24 protein-coding genes are annotated in these 22729 nt (G+C 45.9%); 21 read left to right on the forward strand and 3 right to left on the reverse strand.

Annotated elements, in window-relative coordinates; all coding sequences use genetic code 11:
- Positions 1 to 7 precede the first annotated feature (7 nt).
- The 3 genes from CTT31_RS20655 to CTT31_RS20665 are packed head-to-tail and all read right to left on the reverse strand — an operon-like array spanning position 8 to position 1222.
- Positions 8 to 514, reverse strand: a complete 507-nt coding sequence (locus tag CTT31_RS20655; RefSeq protein WP_260492948.1) for a hypothetical protein — start codon at positions 512 to 514, stop codon at positions 8 to 10.
- A gap of 9 nt (positions 515 to 523) precedes the next feature.
- The gene (locus CTT31_RS20660) at positions 524 to 931 is read right to left on the reverse strand and encodes a hypothetical protein (protein WP_260492949.1); all 408 of its coding nucleotides are present in this window, start codon (positions 929 to 931) and stop codon (positions 524 to 526) included.
- Positions 932 to 937: 6 nt separating this feature from the next.
- A complete protein-coding gene (locus CTT31_RS20665) occupies positions 938 to 1222 on the reverse strand; it encodes a hypothetical protein (protein ID WP_260492950.1) in 285 nt (94 codons plus the stop codon).
- 151 nt (positions 1223 to 1373) lie between these two features.
- Between CTT31_RS20665 and CTT31_RS20670 the strand changes: the two genes are divergently transcribed.
- The 21 genes from CTT31_RS20670 to CTT31_RS20770 all read left to right on the forward strand — a co-directional run bounded on the left by CTT31_RS20670 (position 1374) and on the right by CTT31_RS20770 (position 22701).
- Complete coding sequence (locus CTT31_RS20670) at positions 1374 to 2516, forward strand: hypothetical protein (RefSeq protein WP_260492951.1); 1143 nt, start codon at positions 1374 to 1376, stop codon at positions 2514 to 2516.
- A complete protein-coding gene (locus CTT31_RS20675) occupies positions 2516 to 2896 on the forward strand; it encodes a hypothetical protein (protein ID WP_260492952.1) in 381 nt (126 codons plus the stop codon). Before CTT31_RS20670 ends, CTT31_RS20675 begins: the two co-directional genes overlap by 1 nt.
- 10 nt (positions 2897 to 2906) lie before the next feature.
- Positions 2907 to 3845, forward strand: coding sequence for a capsid protein (locus CTT31_RS20680; protein WP_260492953.1), 939 nt, complete (start codon positions 2907 to 2909; stop codon positions 3843 to 3845).
- Positions 3846 to 3904: 59 nt separating this feature from the next.
- Positions 3905 to 4369: a hypothetical protein gene (locus CTT31_RS20685; protein ID WP_260492954.1), complete on the forward strand. Its 465-nt coding sequence runs from the start codon at positions 3905 to 3907 to the stop codon at positions 4367 to 4369.
- Complete coding sequence (locus CTT31_RS20690; protein ID WP_260492955.1) at positions 4369 to 4812, forward strand: phage virion morphogenesis protein; 444 nt, start codon at positions 4369 to 4371, stop codon at positions 4810 to 4812. The genes CTT31_RS20685 and CTT31_RS20690 overlap by 1 nt, the downstream gene beginning before the upstream one ends.
- 11 nt (positions 4813 to 4823) lie before the next feature.
- Positions 4824 to 5261 (forward strand): phage tail terminator protein, encoded by a 438-nt coding sequence (locus CTT31_RS20695; protein WP_260492956.1) that lies wholly within the window; start codon positions 4824 to 4826, stop codon positions 5259 to 5261.
- Positions 5258 to 5428, forward strand: a complete 171-nt coding sequence (locus CTT31_RS20700) for a hypothetical protein (RefSeq protein WP_260492957.1) — start codon at positions 5258 to 5260, stop codon at positions 5426 to 5428. Before CTT31_RS20695 ends, CTT31_RS20700 begins: the two co-directional genes overlap by 4 nt.
- Positions 5425 to 6324: a hypothetical protein gene (locus CTT31_RS20705; protein WP_260492958.1), complete on the forward strand. Its 900-nt coding sequence runs from the start codon at positions 5425 to 5427 to the stop codon at positions 6322 to 6324. The genes CTT31_RS20700 and CTT31_RS20705 overlap by 4 nt, the downstream gene beginning before the upstream one ends.
- 5 nt (positions 6325 to 6329) lie before the next feature.
- A complete protein-coding gene (locus CTT31_RS20710) occupies positions 6330 to 6653 on the forward strand; it encodes a hypothetical protein (protein WP_260492412.1) in 324 nt (107 codons plus the stop codon).
- A complete protein-coding gene (locus CTT31_RS20715; protein ID WP_260492413.1) occupies positions 6614 to 7015 on the forward strand; it encodes a DUF1799 domain-containing protein in 402 nt (133 codons plus the stop codon). Before CTT31_RS20710 ends, CTT31_RS20715 begins: the two co-directional genes overlap by 40 nt.
- Positions 6975 to 9923: a tape measure protein gene (locus CTT31_RS20720; protein WP_260492414.1), complete on the forward strand. Its 2949-nt coding sequence runs from the start codon at positions 6975 to 6977 to the stop codon at positions 9921 to 9923. The genes CTT31_RS20715 and CTT31_RS20720 overlap by 41 nt, the downstream gene beginning before the upstream one ends.
- Before the next feature lie 15 nt (positions 9924 to 9938).
- Positions 9939 to 10865, forward strand: a complete 927-nt coding sequence (locus CTT31_RS20725; RefSeq protein WP_260492415.1) for a hypothetical protein — start codon at positions 9939 to 9941, stop codon at positions 10863 to 10865.
- Between the two features lie 77 nt (positions 10866 to 10942).
- On the forward strand, positions 10943 to 11548 hold the full coding sequence (locus CTT31_RS20730) for a hypothetical protein (protein ID WP_260492416.1): 606 nt from the start codon (positions 10943 to 10945) through the stop codon (positions 11546 to 11548).
- A complete protein-coding gene (locus CTT31_RS20735; RefSeq protein WP_260492417.1) occupies positions 11548 to 12135 on the forward strand; it encodes a hypothetical protein in 588 nt (195 codons plus the stop codon). Before CTT31_RS20730 ends, CTT31_RS20735 begins: the two co-directional genes overlap by 1 nt.
- The gene (locus tag CTT31_RS20740) at positions 12119 to 12517 is read left to right on the forward strand and encodes a DUF6950 family protein (protein WP_260492418.1); all 399 of its coding nucleotides are present in this window, start codon (positions 12119 to 12121) and stop codon (positions 12515 to 12517) included. Before CTT31_RS20735 ends, CTT31_RS20740 begins: the two co-directional genes overlap by 17 nt.
- Positions 12510 to 16658 carry a phage tail protein gene (locus CTT31_RS20745; protein WP_260492419.1) on the forward strand — a complete coding sequence of 1383 codons (4149 nt, stop codon included), beginning with the start codon at positions 12510 to 12512 and terminating at the stop codon, positions 16656 to 16658. Before CTT31_RS20740 ends, CTT31_RS20745 begins: the two co-directional genes overlap by 8 nt.
- Positions 16659 to 16660: 2 nt before the next feature.
- Complete coding sequence (locus tag CTT31_RS20750; protein ID WP_260492420.1) at positions 16661 to 18043, forward strand: hypothetical protein; 1383 nt, start codon at positions 16661 to 16663, stop codon at positions 18041 to 18043.
- Positions 18044 to 18051: 8 nt separating this feature from the next.
- The gene (locus CTT31_RS20755; protein WP_260492421.1) at positions 18052 to 20784 is read left to right on the forward strand and encodes a hypothetical protein; all 2733 of its coding nucleotides are present in this window, start codon (positions 18052 to 18054) and stop codon (positions 20782 to 20784) included.
- A complete protein-coding gene (locus CTT31_RS20760) occupies positions 20774 to 21400 on the forward strand; it encodes a hypothetical protein (RefSeq protein WP_260492422.1) in 627 nt (208 codons plus the stop codon). Before CTT31_RS20755 ends, CTT31_RS20760 begins: the two co-directional genes overlap by 11 nt.
- Positions 21390 to 21758: a hypothetical protein gene (locus CTT31_RS20765; RefSeq protein WP_260492423.1), complete on the forward strand. Its 369-nt coding sequence runs from the start codon at positions 21390 to 21392 to the stop codon at positions 21756 to 21758. Before CTT31_RS20760 ends, CTT31_RS20765 begins: the two co-directional genes overlap by 11 nt.
- Before the next feature lie 415 nt (positions 21759 to 22173).
- The gene (locus CTT31_RS20770) at positions 22174 to 22701 is read left to right on the forward strand and encodes a hypothetical protein (protein ID WP_039495181.1); all 528 of its coding nucleotides are present in this window, start codon (positions 22174 to 22176) and stop codon (positions 22699 to 22701) included.
- The last annotated feature ends 28 nt before the right edge of the window (positions 22702 to 22729 follow it).

Raw genomic sequence — 22729 nt, forward strand, 5'->3', positions numbered from 1 at the left:
AATTAACCTAATCCCACGAGCCACTATCAGAACTGCTAGAGCATGATGAGCTCGAACCCGAATCATAGCCAGATGACCAACTTGAGCTGCTATTGCCACTTGGTAGGTTAGACACGGCAGAATCAAAGGCGCGTGATGCGCTATCGCTAGATAACGGGCTGTGTTCACTAGTAAACGGAATGTTGGAGGCGTCAACGGTGCGTGACGTATCGTCAGATTTAGCGAAGTCGCAGCCTACATCATAATGGCTTGGCATGTGGTCTAAACCCCCATGAACAACACTTTGCGTAACGTTGCCTATGGTATCAATGAGTGCGTGGTGTAAATCTGTTTCGGTCACTTGCTCCCCCGCTGCATCAAATACGTCATCAGCAATTAAATGCCAGGTTAGCCATTCATTTGTTGCTGTATGATAAACCTGTGTACGGCCCCTATGTACACGACGAAAACTAAACTCAGACAGTTTGTACTGTTTCTTTGGCTTCTTTTTAAAAAATTTGAATAGGTTAAACATGGTCATCTCCTACTTAGACAAGTAAATGGAAAACGTGGGTATATCGCCTTTACGGGGTGTTACGGCATCGAGAACTGAGCGCATTAACTTGTAGGTTTTTGGGGCCTTTTTAGACTTTTCCCACTCAAACCCTGCCTCATCCAAAAAGCATTGCTCTATTTGGTCCCAATGCTCGACTAAAGCCTCCCAATAGGTACTGACTTTACTCATGCTTTGTAGGTTGCTTTTAACTGCAGGAACGGCATAAATCATCCGAAGGCAGCGGTTAAAGTCTGCGGGGTCGCGTGGGTGTGAAGTTTCGGTTGTATTTAAGCTAAGCAGGTTAAACGCCAGCGCTTGTGAGGAGAGACCGGTTTTGCCTTCAGCAATCAACGCCAGGGCTTTACTGTGTTGCTCATGTAGATAGTACATAGTCATTGTGATTTACCAAATATGTTCAACGGCTTCGTCTGCCGTCATGTCTGGGCTTAGTGTGTCGAAAATGCTGTCTATTGAGTTTTGATTTATTGAATCAAATATTCTGTCTCGTTCATCCCAGCAGCGGTCAATGTCGGCCTCCAGTTCTATACCAAAATCCATTTCTACATCGTCGCTAAAGCGGGTAATGATTGACACCTTAGGCACGGTGCCGTCGTTGGTGTCGAGCGTTGATTTTTTAACGAGTACTTGAAAGCCGTTAGACTCAAACAGTTTTGCAAATTGGTTCATTGGGACCTCATAAAAAGTTGTTGATCGTTTTTTACAGCCTGTTTAGTCTAAATAACTGGTGCAGTTGCACACTATGTAAACCAGTTTCCCTACTCCCTCCCCGCTATTCCATCGCTAACCTAGCTCCAAGATTTAAACGTGAGCAAAGGCAATGGCGCAAAAACGACCCAACACAAAACTCAATTGGTTTGAAATTTTTAGAGCCGGTGAACATACCGACTCAAACGGCAAAACGGCGGAGTTTAGCCAAACAGACCTACAAAGCGTGGTAAGCAACTTTAAAAAGCGCAGCTCGCCTTTGGTGGTTGGCCACCCTAAAACAGACGACCCAGCATGGGGTTGGGCTGAAGAGCTAAAAATTGAGGGCGACACCCTTTACGCCAAAGCGGAAGAGGTGGACGCTGACTTTGCTGAGGCGGTTGAAAAGGCCCGCTACCCTAACCGCTCTGTGCGCCTACGTAAAACCGACAATGGTTACGAGCTCGGCCACATTGGATTTTTAGGCGGTAAGCCCCCTGCCATTGACGGCATGCAATGGCTGTTTAGCAAAGATGAAGACGGTGAAGCTGTTGTCCTTGAGTTTGCTGCCAGTGACCGAATTGAGCAAGTCGCCCTAGATGGCGCGCAAGGCTTAGTGCGCCTTGTTACCAACCTTAAAACCTTTATTACAGACCGATTTGGTGCCGAAGAAGCCAGTAAGGTTTTTGCCGACTGGGAAGCTGAGCATATTCAGCAGCAAGTGACGTTGGCAGAGCATGAGCGCCATCAAGAAAGCATAGCTAACCCGCAAAGCGAGTTTGCTGCCCCGCAACAAGAGGAAACCGAAGTGAGTGACAAAAAACCAACCGAAAAAGAACAGGCATTGCAGGCCCAACTGGACGCGGCGAATAAACAAAATGCTGAGCTCCAGTTTAATCAGCGCAAATCAGCGGCACAAACGTTTATTGATAACACGCTCAATGGTGGTAAAGCGCCGCGCATAACCAATACCGAAGGCTTGGCGGAGTTTATGGCGCACCTGGAGCAAGATGCTGAGCAAACATTTGAATTTGCAGCGGCTGACGGTGACAAAACCAGTAAGCCAGTTGATTGGTTTAAGGGCTTTTTGCAAGCGTTGCCAGAGCAAAAAGGCTTAACCAAGGACTTTAGTAAAGACGACAAAGACGAACCGGGCGACCTTACTGCTGAGCAACTGGCCACCAAGGCGGTTGAGTTTCAAAAGTCGGAAGCCGACAAGGGCCGCACAATCTCCATTAGCGCGGCAATGGATCATATTAAATCGGAGGCAAGCTAATGGCCATTCCTGGATTAATTCGTAATTTTGCGGCCACAAGCGAAATAAAACCTAACCGAATTGTGGCGGTATCCGTAGGTGACTTTATGGCAGCCGCTGCTGCAGGTGTCGCTGATAATGCGCTGGGCGTAACAGAGCAAGGCACAGATAACCACTTACGCGTGGATGTGGTGATGGACCAAATTGCGCCCGTTGAGCTAGGGGGCGACTTTGACGGTGGCGAGTGGGCGGTAAGCGATGCTGATGGCCGAGCCATTCCGTTTGATAAAGCAACGTTTGCTGAAGACGACACCATTAACGTGGTGGGCAAAGTGCTCGAAGCAGGTGACGCCGGCACTATTGCTGACATTCACGTTACCCCATTTTTAATTGTTAAGTAAGGATTGAGTTATGAGTAATGGCATGCCATTTATCCCAGTCACCCATCAAACGGCGATTGCAATTGCGTACAATAACCGTGCGTTGATCGCCAACACCTTGATGCCGTATTCGTCTGTAAATCGCCGCGAATATAAATGGGGCGAGTACGAGAAGGCCGCAAAGTTTACGCTACCAGATACTAAAATTGGCCGTAAGTCTGGCCCTAACCAGGTTGAGTTTACGTTTAATGACCAAACCGGTTCAGTGACTGACCACGGGTTATCGGATGTTGTTCCCAGCGATGATGTAGACAACGCACCAGAAGGCTATAGCCCACTAAGCGTGGCTACAGAGAATATAACTGATTTAATCTTATTGGGCCGTGAAGTACGCGTAGCAGATAAGTTTGCAGATCCAACTAACTTTGGTAAGCACCATAAACTCAGTGCCGCTGGTTTTAAACATATTGATGACCCTGATTTAGATATTTTGCCATGGTTGCTTGAACTACTAGACGAACCACTCATGCGCCCTAATGCCATGACCATGTCTTTTAAAGTGGCCACCAAACTTAGAACCAACAAACGGATGATTAAAGCGTACAACGGTTCGTTAGGTGATGAAGGCTTAGTGCCTTGGCAGTTTATTAAAGACCAATTAGAAATTGAGCATATCAATATTGGTCAAGCCCGTATTAATACCGCTAAAAAAGGTAAGTCGCCAGTATTTGAACGAGCCTGGCGTGACAACCTCGCCTTTACATATCACGACCCATTAGCTGGGTTTGAAAACAAGCGTATGACTTTTGCGTTGACCGCTCGATACAAAAACCGAGTGTCGGGTAATCGGCCTGTTTCTGCAGGCCTGTTCGGTGGTACTGAGGTAATGGTAGGTGAATCAGTCGAAGAGCAAATTATTGCTAAAGATTGCGGCATGCTACTAACCGACGTGCTAACACCAGCACCTTAATTTCCATACTCCTTAAAGTAGAGCCAAAGGCGGGTTCGCCCGCCTTTTATGAGGTCACTATGTTTGTATCTGCCACCCACATTATTAGTTTACTTGGTATGTCTACCCTACTGCAGTTTGCGTCTGGCCGGATAGAACCAGACTACGATAATCGCCTGACTGCAGATGACATTAACGCGGCACTATTAGGTGAGCCGGTTGGTGAGAACCAAGTACAAATCTCCAGTTGGTTTAATGCAGCAGCCGCCAATGTGAACGCGGTGATAATGGGTTATGTGGCTAAGTTTGAGTTAACCGAGCTGCAAATTAATAGCTCTCCGCTCCCAAGCATTGCCACAGATTTAATGTGGTATGAGCTCAGCAATAATCCGGGCGATGAGTTACTGGCCCGTAAAAGTGCAGCGCTCAAAATGCTGGATAAAATCAATGCTGGCACCATTCAAATTAAAAAACCGATACCAAAAAGCCACGGCACAATGCGCACCGTAAAGCCTACTTCTAACTTTGATTGGAGCAGGTTCTAATGGCTGGGGTGTTTGTTGAAGTCTCCGGTGATGCGCTCGACATACTGCAGTTGCTGCGCCATAAGAGCGGCGACCCAACTGACATCCTAGACGACATAGGTGCATTTTTAGATCAGGACGTAACCACACGATTTTTAAACGAGCTTGCGCCAGACGGTACCAGATGGGAGCAGTCTGAAGCGGCAAGAACTGGTAAAGGCCGAAACCCAGAAAAGCCTGGTTTAACACTCACAGACAAAAGCGGTTTGGTGGGCTCGGTAACGCACAAGCCTGAGGGTGATGAGCTGATACATGGCTTGGGGGAAGAGTACGCCGCTATTCACCACTTTGGTGGTAAGGCTGGCCGTAATCATAAGATTACCCTGCCCGCTCGCCCAATTATAGGTATAGAGCAAACACAAGCCAGCACCATTGTTGAAATGGTGACCGGGTGGCTAGTTTAAACGAGGTTTAAATGCAGTTTAATTTTGATTTAAACAAGGTGGAGCGACTTTTAAAACAGCTTAATTTACGCGTGGGAGCCGCTGCCGATTTTAACGAGGTGCGCAATAACCCCATTCAAACTGCCTCTGTATTTGTGCTGCCACTAGATGATGACTACGCGCCAGAAGACGCAGTTACAGGCCAGCAGGTTTACAACATAACAGAGCTGTTTGCCGTGATGATTGTAATACCGTGCCATGGTGGCAACCAATACGCCAATAACCAAATTGCAGAGCTGCGTAACAAAATAAAAGCGGCGCTTGCTGGCGTTAAATTTGACGACTGGCAACCCATAGCACCCCACAGAGGCCGGATTGTAGAGTTTAACAGTAAGACCAATACCCTAATTTACCAGTGCCAGTTCAAAGTAACCGGCTACGTAACCGTAAACGCGAGGCCCATGCCATGACAAAATCTAAACCAACAGAAACCAAGCCGTCAGAATCAACACAAAAGGTAACGCGAGATGTGGCAAACAATGCGCTTGCGCTACTGGCTGAAAAGCGCCGTACGCAGGATGTAAGCGGTGCATACAAAGTTGAGGGCAACACTCTCCTACCAGGAGGTGATGCATGAGCAGCTGGCGATTTAAAGACAAGTTACTACTAGTGGATGCCCTTGGCACCACGCTCACAGGCCAACATGCCGTGTATGCCAGTGAAGTGGAGTTTGCCATCGAGTCTGAGACTGAAGCTGATGAGCTTGAAACCGCACACAGTGGTGCAAGCCTGGATGTGATTTTTGGTAAGCACGTAACCTTAAATTTTAAAACGCCACTCTCAATGTGTGGCACACCCGGGCAAGCCCCTGCCATCGCACCACTGTTATTGGCCTGTGGGTTTGTACAAGTAACCGATGCTACCAGCGTGACGTATGCATTAGGCGATGCGAGCAAAGCCAAAGCTTTAGTGCGCTTTGGGCAAAACACCCATGAAATCAGTGAAATGCTAGGCAATGTATCACTGAATCTGGAAAAAGGTATACCTAAGCTTAACTGGCAGTTTAAAGGCTTGTTTAGCCCTCCTGTGCAATCGGCCGCAGCCCCAGCTGTTGACTGGAACCGTTGGCAGCGCCCTGAGGTGCTGGGCGTTGAATGCGCCTCGGCTTTTACCCTTAATGAGGTATCACGCGTGCTGCATAAGCTCACTGTAGATGTTGGTAATAATGTGATCTTCGACCGCGCCATTAACCATGAGGCTATTATGCTTACCGGGCATGAATCGAAAGCCCAAATGACGGTAAGTGCTGATAGTTTGGGGAATTTCAACCCATTTAACGACATTGGCAAGGTGCAGCACTTTGAGTTTAGCCACGGTACTACAGCCGGTAAACAGTTTACGCTCATTGGCCGCTACCAACTCCCTACACCTAAATACACCAATTTAGACAGTGAGTTAACGGGCTATGAGCTCGATGGCAAACTGGTGCCAAGTGGCGCTGGTTACGATGAACTAACGTTAGTATTTGAGTGATCCAAATGAAATTAAAGAAATTAGAGCAATTAAAAAATGCAACCATCCTAGCCCCCATCAATTTTGCATTTGGTGGCGTGGATTTTAAGTTTGACGCCAAGATAAAACTGGTACCAGAAGCTGAGATGACCAAATTGGTCGATGGCAGTAAAAAGGATGATGCCATCGTGCGCGAACTACTGACTGGTTGGGACAACTTTGTGGATGACGGTACCCAAGTAGCATTTAGCAACGATGTACTTAACGAGCTACTGAGTTATGGCGCTATCGCTGGGCGGCTCTCGATTGAATGCGTAAACGCACAATATCGCGTACAGGAAAAAAACTAGTCGACGTTGCTAGGTGGTATGTGGGTGACCTAGCAACCAACAACTCAACACTTGATGACGATGAAGCCCACTTTGGTGCGCCAAGTAAAACCAAGCCACAGGCCGACTCGCTCTATGTACTCCCTGAGAACTGGACGGCGGTCTTGGCACTGAGCACTGCCGGCACACAGTGGCAGTTGTGTAAACAGGGCATGGAACTCGCTTTGGATTACGCTCGTGCAGAAGTGGCTTGGCGCTACGCCGACATAACACTCACACCAACGGATTTTAGCAAGCTGCAACAATTAGAGCGGTTAATAGTAGGATTAATAAGGCGGCCCGATGAAAAACCAACTGAACCTAGCGTTACGCTTAAAGTATGATGGTCGAGCGGTTACATCTGGGACCGCCAGAAACCTACGAGATTTAAACCAATTACCCCAAGCACTAAATCGGCAGGTAGCGGCTAACCAACGTTTAGGAGCAAGCCAAGGACAGTTGATGCGCCAGCAGTCTGCCATGGGCAGTCAATTGGGGTTATTAAGCTCTGGCTATGACCAGTTAGCGGGCAGTATTGCCTCTATTGTGAGCCTTGGAACGGCTGCCATGTTTGTGCGAGATACAGGCAATGCACAGCTTTTAGACACACGGTTACAAGGACTCACAGGTTCTGCTCAAGAGTACAATGCCGTTCAAAACTATTTGTTTGCGACTGCAGATAGACTCAATACCAAGTACACCACTCTTACGAACTCGTACGCAAAGCTTTTAAACTTACAAGAGTCTGGCCTGCTTACGCAAAGTGAAGGTATAAAAATACTTGAAGGCTATGCAAACGCTGCTGCTAAAACAGGTTCAAGCGCAGTGCAACTAGAGCAAAGTCTATTTGGTTTAGAGCAAGGTATGGGTAACGGTGTTATTCGTGCTGAAGAGTTTAACCAAATAACAGATCCTATGCCTGGACTACTTCAAAAGATAGAAAAGGCAGCAGGACTGGCCGGAGGTGGCTTGCGCAAAATGGTCAATGACGGCCAAGTCACAAGCCAAATGTTTAAACAGTACCTTATTAAGGCATTTGATGAGTATGCCGGTGCAGCTGAAGCAACAGAGGGTAAAATCAATGCCTCGTTTGCTGAAATGAGCAACGAGTACCAACGCCTCATACGCCACTACGAGCAACCCGTAAACTTTGCAGTAACTACTGTAGTGAGCAGCATTACCGAGGCAATGCAAGCGCTGCGAGAGAACCAAGAGATTGTAGATGGGCTAACCACATCGGCCACCCTACTCGCGGTTGTGATTGGTAGCCGCTTAGCTGGGAGTGTGTATCGCTCTGCGGCCGCATTTACAACTAACGCAGTTTCAACGCATAAAGCGCTCCAGGCACAAGTTCAACTTGCTGCACAAACCAAGCGCAACGCCGCTATTGAGCTGCAACACTCTATACAACAACAGCAAGCCGCCCAGCGTCAACTAGCCATGGCACGCAATACCGTGATGCGTACCAATGCCATCCATAACTTGGCGCTAGCCAATCAACGTGCAGCCGCTGCACAAGCAGTACACACTGCGGCTACTTCGGCATATACGACCGCTGCAACCAGAGCAAGCTTTGCAACTCGTGCGCTAACTGGCGCAATGGGGTTATTGGGTGGCCCTGTTGGCCTTGCGGTTACAGCAGGCTTAGCAATAGCTTACTTTGCTAGCCAAAGTGATGAGGCCAGCACCAGTAGCAAAAAACTAAAAGTGCATTTATATGAGCTTGGAGACGCGTTTGACTCTGTAGGCAATGCATCTAGCATGGCCCAAATCAAGCGCGCACAAAAAGAAGCCGCTAACTATACCAAGAACATTGAGGAAGCGTACACCAAGCTAGCAACTCTTAAAAAACGTCAATCTCAATCTGGTAGTGACCGTAGTAAGTTTGTCTATGCTCAACAAATAACGGAAGTTGAGCGCTACATCACTTCCCAATCAAAGCTACGCGCAGAAAAGTTAAAGTTAGCCAACGAAGCGGCAAACCTGAATAGCAACCTCAATAGCATTGACTGGAAAATGCTGGAGGAAAATGCCACCTCAACAAGTTCCGCGTTACCTGAAAACATTCAGCGCTTGCAGCTGAGTTTGCTGGATGAAGAAGCGCGCTTAAAGGCAAGTCATGAAAAGCGCCGGCAAATGGTAATTGCTGCACGTGAAAGTGATGCTACCAATAAAGCAAAATACGATGCCATTTTAAAGCAGCTAGACGCAAAGCACACTGAAGACGTAAAAGCCCTGGCACAAAAGCGTGAGAATGACAAAACCCGCATACAAAACCAAGCAGAAGAAAAGCGCCGTAATGATTTACGCGCAGCGCTTGAAAACCGCATAGCACAAATTAAGGGCCATGCGAACCGTGAGGCACTCGCAGCCTATGAAAATGAGCTGGCGGTTGAGCAAGCTAGGCAACAGGCCCGCATCGATGCAGCACGCAGACAATCCATTGGCTTAGCGGCTAATGACGAGTCAGGCGAAATTAAATATAACGCCGATAACCAAATCCGCGACATCGAGCGCCAACAGGAACTGCTCGCTGCTGAGGGATTCCATTCAGAAGTCGAGAAACGCGAATGGGATCATCAAGAGCGGTTGATGCAGTTAAAGACCAAAAACACCGGTGCAATGCAGCAGCACTTAATGCAATTTGCCAACTGGGAGAAGAAAAACGCCGCTGAAAAGTCTGATGCAGTTCTGGGGTTAGGCGCTGCTGGATTAAAAGCACTTGGCCAACAAAGCAAAACCGCCTTTAAAATGTATAAGGCGTTTGCCATTAGCCAGGCATTAATTAAAACGTATGAATCTGCTACCAGTGCGTATGCATCGCTTGCGTCTATTCCGGTTGTGGGCCCTGCCCTTGGTGCGGCCGCAGCAGCTGCCGCCGTCGCGATGGGCTTACAACAAGTTCGCCAAATTAAGTCTCAACAGCCGGCAGCGGGTATTGCCCATGGTGGTTTAGATTACGTACCAAATGAAAGCACCTACCTACTACAACGTGGTGAGCGGGTGTTATCGCCCAAGCAAAACATTGAGGTGAGCGCCATGGCCCGCCACTACAACGCAGGGAACAGAGCACAATCAGGTGGTGGCAACTTAAGCTTTAACATTACCAACCATGTCGTCGTCCAGGGCGCAACAGACGAAGCCAGTGCACAAAGAACCGGAAATGATGTGGCAAATCAAATTAGAGGTTTGATCCTGCAAGACATACAGGAAAATGGTGTTATTATTCAAAGCATTCGACGTGTGGCATAGAGTGGTGACAAATTTATGAAAAAGCAAGAGAGGCATTTAATTTCAATAGTAGAGCGTATGTTAAACTCAAGGTTTGTAGTGAAGTTTTTAACTAATTTTTCAAAATTAACATCAAATCGAAATGGCACAATTTTGCTAATTTCTATAGCCTATATGGCTTTGTTTATCATTGCGCCTTTTATTGGAGTATTTGGTATAGATTTGAATAATAAAAATTTATCCGATTGGGTGAATGTTGCTGTATTTTTCAATAATGCTTTCACACCTTTCTTTCTTCTTACGACTGTTTTCCTGCTTTTCGCAACATGGAATACTAGTAGAAGGGAGTTTGAAGAAACAAACAAGCAACTAGCGCTACAAACTAGTGTTTTGCTTTATGACAAGGTAACAGATGTTTTACCTACAGTAGTTAAAGAAATTGATGAGTGGCTTGATTCGCCAGTAGACAGTAAAGTTATGATGAAAGCACGTAAAAATGTCAAAAATTTACCTTACTATGAAGAGTTAACCCAAATATCAAAATCTCAAGACGATTGCGTAAACAATACTATGACAAACAAAGCTGTATTTAGTGGTCTATGGCACTCAGTAAGCAAAATACGGTCAAACCCAAAGCTCTTTCGAAATAATGCCCATCAATGCTTGTATGCTCACGCAATAATTGCTGACGCTAATTTCGTAGAAGAGGCATGTAAACACTATGTGTTGCTTATAGGGCTGCTTACATCCTTAGAATCAGATTCATATAGTCGCTTACTTTACAAAACATTTTACTCTAATCTCAATGAAGAAAGTCAAATACCTTATTTTTTAGAAATCGTAAGCTTTAAAGCCCCGACAGTTGCAAATGATAAGTTATCCCTTCTGCTGAATATGTCACCCGTGTCAGGCAAAATTAAAGGTAAAGATATGTATTTTGAGCAAGCTCTATTTGGTATGTAAACCACTTTCCCTACTCCCTCTGGCTCCATTAATTTTTACACTCGCTCTAACGATTCGAACACGAGCGATGAGAAATAATGGAGCATCTGCCACTACCTAAGCCCCCAAAATCTTGCATTTTTAGACTGGTACCCAATAGCCAGCTTCACATCAATAAAGTTAATAATGCCTCTGAAGTGTTTGATAACGAGGGCGCATATTGGGAGTTTGATATAGAGCTAACCAATGTGCCAGAAAGCGATGCGCTTGAGCTAGATGGCTTTTTGGCCGCTTTGCGTGGCAGTGTTGGCCGGTTCTTGATGCATGACTATCGCCGTGAGCAGGAGCATTTAGATACCATTGCGTTTGTTAGTGGTGGTTATCAAGACGGCGCGAGCCTTGCTGTTACTAATTTACCACCTGGGCGAATTTATGCACGAGCCGGTGAAAAAATTCAAATTGGCTCTGGTGCAGCGGCTGAGCTAAAAATCTTAACCGAAAATGTACTCCCTGCAGCCACTGGCGCGACTATGCTCCGTTTTGAGTCGCCCATGCGCCGCATACCTGCTCATAACTCCCCTGTTTATTTTGTTCGCCCTGCTGGCGTATTTAGGTTGATTGATAATAAGCAAGGTTTGGCCGATGCCCAGTATAAAAACGGCGTGGTAACCAGTTGGCGAATTCGTGGGCGGGAGGCGTTTTAATGGAGGCGGTAAAAAGTTCGCTTATCGCGCAGTTAGACCGTGGCAACCCGCGCTATTTTGTCGACCTGAAGTTTAAATCAGGCAATTTGCGTTTGCATACCGGTGTGGGTGAACGCCGTTTTTTACATCAAACCTGGTATGGGCTAGGTGCCCTTGGCCAAGTGAGTGAAATCCCCGCCAATGACAACAACTCTGTGAGTAATATTCGGCTTACCCTCACTACTCCAAACTCTGAGATTTTAGGTGAAGTAGCCGCCAATGACCCCGTTGGGGTTGAGGTAGATATTTGGCTGGTTGTGGTTGATGAGCATTACCGCGTTGAGGGCTACCAGCTTATTGAAAGTGGCAGTGTTGCCGCTTGCGATAGTGAGCGCGGTGCACTTTCAAAGGTTGAGCTAACGGTGACTGGTGAGTCTCAACGCTGGCAGCAAGCTCGATTGCATCAACGTTGGAATGATGCAACACAAAAAGCGCTATACCCGGGGGATGAGTTTTTTAACGAGCAAGCCGCTGCGAACAGTACTATTTTGCCAGACACACAACCTGGTCGCCGTATTGGTGGGGGGCGCTATGTCCAAAAACACTAAGCTGCATGCGTATTTGGAAAGCTGCTGGCACAAGCCATTTAAGTTTGGCGAGTTTGATTGTTGTTTGTTTGTGGCTGATTGGATTAAGTATGTCCATGGGTTTGACCCAGCGCCAGAGCGTGGTGCTTACACCACGTTTAAACAGGGTTTAAACATCATTAAAAGCGACTTTAAACAGACCTTTGAAACCCGTTTAAACGTAGCGCCTATTGCGATTGACTACGCAGACCGTGGCGATGTGGCATTGTGTGAGTACGACGGTGAGCTGGTTGGCGGCATTGTAGGCCTTGGTTGCGTGTATTGCGTGTCTGATGAGGGGGTGACTTCCCTACCACTGGATGCGCTGCGTTACGTTTACCCATTGGAGCTTATCCATGAGTAAAGTAGTCGATGTGGTTGGTGACGTTGTTGGCGGCATACTAGATATTACAGGCGTTGGTGCACTGTTTAGTGGTTTGATGCCTGACCAAACTCAGCCTGAGCAGGATGTTGCGACACTCGCAAAAGGGCTACAAAAAGGCATTGACCAACCAAGGCGTATCACCTTTGGCCGCGACCGTGTGGGGGGCGTGATTGCACACCAAGCAACCAAAACACGAGATGAAAAAGAGTTTATACAACTCATTATACTGATTAATGGCGCACCAATTGATGCACTGGAAGATGTGTACATTGCAAACAAACCGCTCAGCAGTTACCCCCGCGCCTCATACAATTATGCTGTTGCAGATGGCCGCCACACCAAAGCGATTACTGTTGCGGTGCAAAAAATGGCGGGTTGGACAGATAAGCACATTGGCCGTGACCAAGCGCACATTTTTTTAGAGCTTGAAAACAATCGTGAAGTATTCCCAGATGGCGTGAGCGACTGCGAGTTTTTAATTCGTGGTGCACGTGTGTGGGACCCACGAGATGCAAGCCAAGACCCAGACGATAGAAATACATGGAAGTGGTCACAAAATGCAGTGCTATGTACCCTGCACTACGTTAGGTTTTATGGGGCAAACCAAGTGCCGGTTAGTCACCTGCCTATGAATTGGTGGATAGCTGCGGCTAATGTGTGCGACGAAGATGCCGAATACACCGATAGCCAAGGCGTAACTCATAAAGAGCCACGCTACACAATAAACGGTACCTTTGCGTTTACGTCTCGACCACTTGAGGTTTTACAGCAACTTGAACGTAGCTTTGCCGGCAAAGTATTCCGCCAGATGGGCCAGTGGTATGTGCGTGTTGGTGCCTGGTATGGTGCACCCACCTACACCGTCACCATGGCGGATGTGCTAGGCGATGTAAAAATAAAATGGCACGCGGATTTGCGCGAGCGTGCCAATACTGTACGTGCGCAATTTGTTGACCCCAAACAAAACTATGAGCGCACAGATGCGCCGCCAGTGATTGCACAATCTTACTTAGAGCAAGACGCCCAGCCGTTAGAGCAAACGCTATCTCTCCCCTTTGTACGCAGCAGTGCTACAGCTCAGCGACTTGCAGCAATACAGCTAGAGCAAACACGCTTAGGTGCCATTGAGCTACCGCTTAGGCATACCGGCCTACGTGCGGCTGTTGGTCGCACTATCAAGGTAAATATCCCCGAGTATCACATCAATAATAAAATCTATCGTGTAATAGACCGCCGTTTTAGGCTCGACCGTGGCGTGACTATCCGCTGTATTGAAGATAGCCCTGGGATTTGGGCTGATGGCATGGTGCCAGGTGTTGAGGATTTAACACCCAATACGGATTATGTGCCTGGTCAGTTATTGCCAGTTGAGGCGCTTTCAGTCAACACCCGGGAGGATGGTTATGTGGTTCTGCGCTGGGAGTATGGTGCAATTGAGGCCGTAGAGCATTTTAACGTTGTTATACAACGTGCGGTTGATGGACAAACACAAAAGGTGCACTCACAACGAGTCAACTACATTGAGGCGGTGTTACCCCCATTACAAGTTGGCCAATACCATGCTCTAGTGACAGCGGTTAACGTGTTGGGTAAAGCAAGCGTTGCCAATGCACTCACGTTTACACTAGATGTGCCCACAGCGCCCACCATAGATATTGAGACCACTGACAATAGCGCGATGCTCACGGCCGATATAGGTGATGCGATTGGTGTACAAGCTGAGTGGGTATGGCTAGGTCTTGCTGATGAACCCAACCCAGCGCCTGCGGTGCGGACTCCTATTTTGACCAAAAACAATCTAGCGCCAGATACGCACTACGCTGCAAAGTGCCGAGCAGTAACGCATAAAAATAAAAGCGCCTGGGCAGAAGTTGTGGTTATTACCAAAAAGGCCAAAGCGCCTGTTGAGGTGGTAGACGTGGTTTTTGGGGTATCTCAGCAAGCTACTTGGACGGCACTTGCCACAAATTGGTTGCCCCCATCACTTACAAATACCGTAACGATTAAGGCTGTTGATAAAGTTTCAAAAAACGTTTTATCTGAGCGGATACTCAAGGTGCATTTAGAGCCGGACAATGGACTCATTAGTATTGAAATTGAAGACCAGGCTCAAGTTCACCCGATTGAGTTAGCGTATGAAGGGGAAGGCACAAACCACCTCACTATTACTGCGATTTACAATGGCGTACTGAGCCGGCAGTCGTTTAATGCAGCTGGCGTAACCGTGGGTGACATTAATAAGATTAAGGACAATTTGGCCGCTGTTGATGCCGTGGCTGAATCTATTTTAGAGCAGGCCATTGCTGATAACGCCGCACTGGTTGCTAATTTGCAGTCTCGTGGTGAGTTTAACCAAAAAGCCGCTGCCATTATTGCTCGCATCGATGAGGATGGCGCAGTCACTCAAGAACAAATCACCCTACTGCAGTCATCACTGGAAAACGCGTCAGCAACGTTAAGCGAGCTGGAACGTACCGTTGCAACAGAGGACGCTGCACTCAGTGAGCGAGTATCGTACTTAACCGCTGAAGTTGGTGAAAACAAGGCGCAGATAACTACGGTTGAGCAAGCACTCGCAACAGAAACCGAGGCCGCAGCACTGAGAATGTCGGCCATTGAGTCTAGCGTGGGTGATAACAGTAGCAAGATAGTCAACATTGAACAAACCAGTGCGACGCAAAACGAAGCGAATGCGCAGCGCTTTAGTGCGATTGAGTCCAGTGTTGGTGAGAACGCAGGCAAGCTTGTTACGGTTGAGCAAACCATGGCGAGTGAAGATGCTGCCCTCAGTGCGCGCATTGAGCAGATAAGCTCACAAGCAGATGATAACTTTGCGCATTTAGAAAATTACTATTACACCGCAGTAGACACAGACGCCGCCATCTCTGCGTCTAAACTAGAGCTACAGTCGCAAATGGATAGTAACCTCGCCTACCTCAACAACCAGTTTTATACAAAATCTGAGTCTGATGGGGCCATATCCAGTGCTATCTCTACCCTATCAGCACAAGTCGACGGTCAAGTTACCGCAGTAAACCAGCGGGTGAATAGTGCTGAGAGTGATATTTACGGCAACTACCTCGCTATCAATTCGTTGCAGCAAACCGCTGGCAATTTAGATGATGGCCTGAGCGCACTCAACTACCGCGTTGGTAGTGTTGAAACCACAGCTGAGGGTAATGCTAACGCTATTCAGGGGCTTACTAGCCGCGTCACCAATGCAGAAAACGATGCGGCTAGTGCACATTTAACGCTCAGCGCTCATGCAAACCACTTGGGCCAACTTGAGGCCCGTGCAGAAATTGGGGTGAACTATAACGGCTTTGTTACTGGCATGGATGTAACACCGGGTAAGGTTAAGTTCGCAGCTGAAACGTTTGAATGGTATGCGAGTGATGCATATACCAGTGCAGAGCATGTTATACGGTCTCGTAATGGTGGGATGGCGGGCTTTAAAAATGGTGTGTATCAATGGAGCATATCCCAAACGGGAGCGTTTTATGGGAATTATGCAGAAGTTACCGGCGTAACTGCAGGCTCTGACACTCGAAAGTATGCGGTAGGCGTAGATGTGAAGGCTAGCTATATAGGGGTAAGAGCCACAGCAAAAGACTGGGCGTTTTATGCAACACAAGGAGAGATTGGCCCACATACCTCAGCGCACGAGTGCTTACTCCCGATAGAAGTAACGCCAGAGGTTGGTGATATTTTGTGTGATGACGAACTAATGCACATCGCAAATATCTCCAATGCTATTTGCACAGCCAAACTCAGCTCTACTCCGATGGAGGTAACGGTAAGAGGTATCTATACCCGCAGAAGGCCGCTTACCGATAGACAACCCGCTGGCCTTGTCGGTTTTGATGAGTGGGAGCAACTTGCCTATTTGTACGACATTGCCAGTTTTAACGCCGGCGGTGAAGGCGCGATGAACGTATGCGGTGAAGGCGGAAACCTTCAAACGGGTGATTTGATCTGCGCAAGCTCAATGCCAGGGAAAGGGATGCGCCAACCTACTCAATCTGAAGAGCGATATACCCTAGCTCAAGCCCGTCACAACGTCATTTTTGAATCAGCAGATCAAGTTAAACAGGTCGCTGTCATCTACAAGCGAGGTTAGCTATGGCCTATAGCATCGGTACTATTTCAATCACTGCGAATAGCAGCACAATTACTGGCAATGGCACTTACTTTGTACAAGTTGCAAAGGCGCAAAAAGCAGATTTACTGTTTGTGCATTACGAAGGACAAGACCGCATCCTGCAGGTAGTAAATGTGGTGGATGACTCGTCACTGCAGGTTAAGCAACTAGATGGCTCTGTATTTGAGCCTGGTGCTTCAGCTTCAAATTTAAAATATGGGCTTGTACAAAACTTTACTGATACGGTTACTGCAAAACTAGCGCAGCGTGTTGCTGATTTACAAACCCAGTGGTTTACGCGCGAGCAACAGATGACCGGTTGGTTTGAGTCCAACGAAGACACCTACCCTGTTACTGGCTTTTTGGGCGAGCAAGTTAATATACCCACCCCGGCTAAGATAGCGGCATTGGCCCAAGTGGCCATGGAAGCGAGCGACGCGCTTGCGCAAATGGCAACTGCCATCGAGCAAAACCAAACAACCTTGGCCACTGTTGAGCCAAGGCTTACCACTTTTGAGTCACAATATCAGTTTGTTGTTAGCGCAAATAACAACGTTACTCAAAAGCACAATGAGGTGGTGCTCAAACACAGTGAAGTGTTACAAGCCAGGGCTGAGGTAGCACAGAGCCTAAATACGATAACTCACAACGCTGAGGCTAGTTATGAGTATAAAAACGCAGCAAATCAAAGTGCTACTGAGGCCAAGTTAAATCAAGAACAAGCACTGGCAGCAGCCTCGTTAGCTGTATTGGCACAAAGTGAAGCAACTGAGGCTCAAGACCAAAGCGCTACGATTAAAGGTGAAATTCAAACTCTGAAGGCTGAATTTGAAAGCGCTTCTACCCAAGCGGTTAATAGTATTAATACGGCAGCAAGCACCGTACAAGAAAGTGCTCAACAAACAACAGCACATGCAAACCAAACCAAATCTGAAATAACCGATTTTGCGCAAGGCATACAACGGACAATTGATGACCGAGTATCGTCATTAAATCAGTTAATGACACGTTTTAACTCGGGAATACAAACCGTTGAAGCAAAGGTACTGGAGCATAAGCACCGTGCAGTAGTCGCTGAAAACAATGTGATCGTCTCTGCAGATAACGTTTTCGATTCAGAGCTGAGTGTATTGAGCACTGCAGTTGAAGTAACAGCTACAGCCTCTGTTGTTACACAGCATAAAAATACCATCGACGCTGTTGCTATACGTATCCATCTATCTGAGTTACACGCTCGGGCCCATAGTGCTATTGCAGTATTGGCCACCGAACAACTTGTATCGATTAATTCAAACCTGAACACCGCATTTAGTGCCGTATTAGCCGGCACATTAACCACTCAACAAATCAACGATCTATTTTGAGGTGAACAATGGCAGATCCAAACACCCTACAAGACGCCGTTTCGGCACTAAATCAAGTCGCAACTGGTCAAGAGCAGCTGCTTACGCAGTTTCAAGGCAAACAAGCTGACATAGAAGCAAACAACCAGGCAATGCAGGACTGGCAAACGCAATTGGGGACAGTTGATTTTATCAACCCTGATGGTTCAGTCCGCACGGTAAAAACATTGCGCCAGCTAATGGCAGATGCGCAAATGCAAATTGATGAAACCCACCCCCACCCTTACGCGATACGCAAATCTACCTTTGAAGCTATCCGCGCTGTAAATAATGAAATGTTCGCTGCCAGTGGATTTGTGCACTTTGGAATGCACAACTCTGCAAATTCAACCTCTATAAATGAGGGGCTACAGTCATTTGGGAGCTTCTTAGATCCAGCTACTGCAAACCTTATACTAATGGGTAGGAACAAGCTAGCGACTGCAGGTGACTGCAAATCAAAATCAGAGTGCGCGATTATCAATATCGCAGGTGTGACTACAAAAATAATAACTAAAGATATCTTAGACTATCATCACGCATCAATTAAATTTCCCCCTCCAGAGGACGGCTCAAGAACGTTTGATACTTTGATAGGGCAAAGCGTTAAACACTCTTCAGCTGAAGTCGCATTTGCAAGTGTTACAGAAACGAATAAAGTTGTTACAGATCGAGTTGATATGTGGGGGTTTGAAGTCTTTCTGAGGGAAATTAATGAGAATGATCCCTATGTTTATGCATACGGTCTTATTCAAAGTGAGCTCACTAAGATAGATTCGGTTCCAACTCAACAAAATTTAACAAGACCTAAAAGTTATTTTGCATGGTACAAAGGTGATGAGGCGACAATAGGTAGAGGTGTTAATTGGTTAACGGCTAGTGAATCGCAAAGAAAGGTTATAGCTAAAAACCCTGATAATAATATCTTTTTCGATGATAATACGGGTAAATTCTACCAATGGAGTGTTGCCGGTTGTTCATTTGCGGGCAATGGTAATGGAGACTGGTGGAATTTAACATCAATGCGAACCGGGCAATTGCAAATGTCCTCATCAGGAATAAATCAAAGGCTTCCGCCAAAAGGTAACTTAGACGTTAGACCCGAAAATGGAGGACTTGGGCAATATTACGCGGCAACTTTGAATCACCAGTATAACCCTGCACCTCATCTTGGGATATTCACAGCCCAACCAGAGAAAACTTACGGAGAAGAGTGTTATTTTTTAGTATGTGGCACTGTTAACCGGTTAAATCAAGGAGCGTATCATCCAAGCTTTAACCCTCTTGGTACTAAACTAATAAAAAACAAAGATATTGACGGGGGGGCTACATGGGATGATGAAAGCGCTCATTCGATATCAGAAAAAAAAGAATGCTTTGTACAGGGAAGCGCTTCAACCCCTGGCTATCAAGAATCTACGGGAGGGATTGGGCAAGTATCAGGGCGCCCAGATGAAAGGTCGTTTGACGCAATTTATTCTAGTGGCCAAGGAGGTGTTTGCATTGATATGCGATACTCAGCTTGGGGAGTATCACAAGCTGAATTGTTCAATAAAGACTTTGACGTAAAAAGAGGGGCATTCCGAGGTAGAGAACTACTAACTAGCCCATTGAAGGTAGGAATAGCGCCTTCAAGAAGTAGTCAGGTTTTATATTTTGATGGTGAAGCTTTGCCAGAAAAAGTTGTAAACTCTGGGCTTGGTGAAAGAGTGCTCCTTAGGGTCACAAATTGGGTTGGTGTAGTCTTCACTGATGAATATCAATCACTGTCATCTGGGGATTGGCATGAAATGCTAATCTCCAATCATCCAAGTTCTAGCCGGTTAGTGCTGATCATTGCAGGGAAGTCGCCGAGAATAATTGAATCAGGAGAAGCTGATAATTTAAAGGTTGATATTATGCTTATTGGAAGCAAAATGGGCTATCTACCGTCTTACGCTATATCAGTATCCGGTTTATATAGCCACATGGAAGTTGTCGCTAGTCCAACGAGCGTTATGATGTGTAATGATTTAAAGGATGGTTGGATAGGCACTTACACTAAACCGCATCAAGGGCCCATAAAGCTCTCTAGACCAGTCAGTGCGCATCCTGATCACCGTCGATACTTTTCGGATGATTATGGAGTAACATGGTCAAAAAGTTCAGTGAACATTGATGTAAAGTCAAATACAGTAAGCTCTCTTGTCGAGAACAATAACTTTATAGAAATTTTTATTTACAAAACCATGGCGGTCATGACAAGAAGTGCGGCAAATAACAGAATTTACAACTCGACTGATTCTGTATTCTCAACAGCATACTATCATGACAATTTAGGTAGGCTATTTAATTACTCACTGACAAAGAATGTGGCGAATGGTGAGGTTTTCAATGGCGGTCCGATTGTACCAGAAGTGCCACTGCTGATTTCAAATATACGACCGTTATCACTGACTTTAGATGATATCCCAAGTAGAGAATGTGAGCATGCACCAATTAAACTTGCTTCTCAATCATCGCCTGGCATGAAAGCTCTAACTTACTTTTCTGAACATAACTCTCAAGTCTATATTTATTATGCATTCACTGAGCTGGTTCATAGCGAAATTGGTTGGGGTGATGACAGTAAAATTCATATAAGTGATTATGAAACGACTATGCTCGATGAAAATGGTTGTACCGTTTTGGTTGGTACGGCCTGTACTATAGAACCATTAGGGTGGGTGAAAAATGATAAATAACCTAGAGCCAATTATTTTTTTTATAAAGCTTGGTCAAAATGATATTCCACTGTTAGGTGAACATGGGTTACCTCAATTAATTCCCCGCCCTATTGGAAAAGATATCGGTGAACTTGTAAGAAAAGGGAAATTGAATGATTTAGAGCGTTTTGCTGAAATACAGATTCAACAGGAGCAATGGGATTGGGCTAAGTCCTATCTTGACTACCTAGTAGAATTAGAGGCTGTGGAGCAATACAACGCTGAACTGCCTGAAACCACGCAAGATGCAGAAGGTAACGAACCAAAGCCGCTACCAGTTGCGCCGGAACGCCCCGCAGTTAGAACTGTCGAGGCAGTTCTGTCCCCCTTCAGAAGGGAGGTTTTCAAGCTACAACGTACTAATTACGTTGCTAACATCAAAGTCGAGCTAAATGGAAAGGTTTTTGACGGTGATGAAGCTAGTCAAGATAGAATGGCCAGAGCCTGCCAGTTTATGTCCGATACTGACGAGATAGTTTGGGTACTAGCGGACAATAATCCTTGCTCTGTGACTAAGTCAGAATTAATGGAAGCCGGCAGACTTGCTGGCTTAAAGCAAGCTGAGCTATGGGTGGAAAATAAAGATGATAATTAGTAATTACACAGCTCGAAACGGGACAATCTATACTGATGTTTTTATAACTCTATCAAAGCTCATAGTTTCGAACTCATCAACTATTGAGTTAAACCTAAAATCAAAACAGCTTGAACAGTCTCTAAAGGCAGCAACGGTTCAAGCTCAATTTCTGGTGTTTAAAGATCAGCAAGCTTTCGATGACGACTTTGATGCAATAGAGGAGCTAAAGTTGCTGAACCCTTATTACAATCCAGAGCACAAACACTCAAATAAATTTGTATCAATTTTACAGTTTAAAGTTGATAGCGAATTAGAAATGGAAGAAGCAAAGCTGATTGCGTTCGAGAGGCTAAAAGAACACCTCAATACAGCTTAAAACATCACTATTTAACATAATGGACGAGTTTAATTAGCTCGTCCAAAAACAAATGCCTTTTTATCTAATTTCTCGCGCCGCATTACATTTGGGTAGGAATTATAAAATAAAAAATTAGCTCTTAACTAAGTGTTTACAGTTGGTGCTCTACAGATCAACAATAGTAGAGAGAAGATCTTTAAAGATTAAGCTCACAGTACTTTTGTAGTTGAAGATATTTTAGCTGCAAATAAGATGGTAGATGTGGTCTTGCAAATTATGTTTTCATGCGAGATCTGCATACCGTAGCGTGGCCTTCTAACACTTAAACAATCCATGTCATTGTTGTAGGAGAAATTCTCTAGATACGACTCAATAACGTATTGGTTGAAACTGTTGATGAAGGGACGCATTTTATGACTAAAAGGAAATCTCTATGTTTAAAAAGATACTACTTCCAATCGCTGCAACTATGTTTTGTATTAGTGCTGCTAACGCCCTAACTCCACTAGAGGACCGTGCTCGAGTTTCTAGGATGAATGCCGATTTGCTGTTGCCTGATGGTTCTACATTAAATGTAGACGTGTCATTCGATTGTGGTAGCGACTATAAAAATACGGCGCTTATGGTGATGAGTGATTCTGGAGCTCAGCTATTAGCGGCAGCCTACACACATTTATATGGTGTTGAAGCCGGCGAAGCGGTAATGCATTCTTGGAATAATAAAAAGAATGAATCTGATCCTCGTAAACCGACCTATTTGTTTGTACTTGCTGAGCGTGAAAAGCAATTTGATTGGGAAAAATCAAAAGGTGACAATCAAAAACTTAACAAAGGCTTAAAGAGTGTTACAATGGAGCGTAATATAGTTGATAAAACGGCATCTGGAGAAACTAAGAACGATTTGCCTATCGTCGTAGCGGGTTGTGGTGTAAGAGATCACAATGCGTACGAGGTCAACTAGGAAGTAAGGCCAGCTCTTGTGGTTGGCC

Origin of the sequence: Pseudoalteromonas maricaloris (assembly GCF_024746855.1) — a bacterium.
In the GTDB taxonomy this organism is placed as follows: Bacteria; Pseudomonadota; Gammaproteobacteria; order Enterobacterales; family Alteromonadaceae; genus Pseudoalteromonas; species Pseudoalteromonas maricaloris.

Coding starts and splice junctions, on each gene's coding strand:
- CTT31_RS20675 (WP_260492952.1), top strand. CDS start 2,516: ATGGCCATTCCTGGATTAATTCGTAATTTTGCGGCCACAAGCGAAATA.
- CTT31_RS20725 (WP_260492415.1), top strand. CDS start 9,939: ATGAAAAAGCAAGAGAGGCATTTAATTTCAATAGTAGAGCGTATGTTA.
- CTT31_RS20715 (WP_260492413.1), top strand. CDS start 6,614: ATGCGTAAACGCACAATATCGCGTACAGGAAAAAAACTAGTCGACGTT.
- CTT31_RS20720 (WP_260492414.1), top strand. CDS start 6,975: ATGAAAAACCAACTGAACCTAGCGTTACGCTTAAAGTATGATGGTCGA.
- CTT31_RS20685 (WP_260492954.1), top strand. CDS start 3,905: ATGTTTGTATCTGCCACCCACATTATTAGTTTACTTGGTATGTCTACC.
- CTT31_RS20660 (WP_260492949.1), bottom strand. CDS start 931: ATGACTATGTACTATCTACATGAGCAACACAGTAAAGCCCTGGCGTTG.
- CTT31_RS20700 (WP_260492957.1), top strand. CDS start 5,258: ATGACAAAATCTAAACCAACAGAAACCAAGCCGTCAGAATCAACACAA.
- CTT31_RS20665 (WP_260492950.1), bottom strand. CDS start 1,222: ATGAACCAATTTGCAAAACTGTTTGAGTCTAACGGCTTTCAAGTACTC.
- CTT31_RS20655 (WP_260492948.1), bottom strand. CDS start 514: ATGTTTAACCTATTCAAATTTTTTAAAAAGAAGCCAAAGAAACAGTAC.
- CTT31_RS20755 (WP_260492421.1), top strand. CDS start 18,052: ATGGCAGATCCAAACACCCTACAAGACGCCGTTTCGGCACTAAATCAA.
- CTT31_RS20740 (WP_260492418.1), top strand. CDS start 12,119: ATGTCCAAAAACACTAAGCTGCATGCGTATTTGGAAAGCTGCTGGCAC.
- CTT31_RS20735 (WP_260492417.1), top strand. CDS start 11,548: ATGGAGGCGGTAAAAAGTTCGCTTATCGCGCAGTTAGACCGTGGCAAC.
- CTT31_RS20680 (WP_260492953.1), top strand. CDS start 2,907: ATGAGTAATGGCATGCCATTTATCCCAGTCACCCATCAAACGGCGATT.
- CTT31_RS20760 (WP_260492422.1), top strand. CDS start 20,774: ATGATAAATAACCTAGAGCCAATTATTTTTTTTATAAAGCTTGGTCAA.
- CTT31_RS20690 (WP_260492955.1), top strand. CDS start 4,369: ATGGCTGGGGTGTTTGTTGAAGTCTCCGGTGATGCGCTCGACATACTG.
- CTT31_RS20745 (WP_260492419.1), top strand. CDS start 12,510: ATGAGTAAAGTAGTCGATGTGGTTGGTGACGTTGTTGGCGGCATACTA.
- CTT31_RS20670 (WP_260492951.1), top strand. CDS start 1,374: ATGGCGCAAAAACGACCCAACACAAAACTCAATTGGTTTGAAATTTTT.
- CTT31_RS20770 (WP_039495181.1), top strand. CDS start 22,174: ATGTTTAAAAAGATACTACTTCCAATCGCTGCAACTATGTTTTGTATT.
- CTT31_RS20705 (WP_260492958.1), top strand. CDS start 5,425: ATGAGCAGCTGGCGATTTAAAGACAAGTTACTACTAGTGGATGCCCTT.
- CTT31_RS20710 (WP_260492412.1), top strand. CDS start 6,330: ATGAAATTAAAGAAATTAGAGCAATTAAAAAATGCAACCATCCTAGCC.
- CTT31_RS20730 (WP_260492416.1), top strand. CDS start 10,943: ATGGAGCATCTGCCACTACCTAAGCCCCCAAAATCTTGCATTTTTAGA.
- CTT31_RS20750 (WP_260492420.1), top strand. CDS start 16,661: ATGGCCTATAGCATCGGTACTATTTCAATCACTGCGAATAGCAGCACA.
- CTT31_RS20765 (WP_260492423.1), top strand. CDS start 21,390: ATGATAATTAGTAATTACACAGCTCGAAACGGGACAATCTATACTGAT.
- CTT31_RS20695 (WP_260492956.1), top strand. CDS start 4,824: ATGCAGTTTAATTTTGATTTAAACAAGGTGGAGCGACTTTTAAAACAG.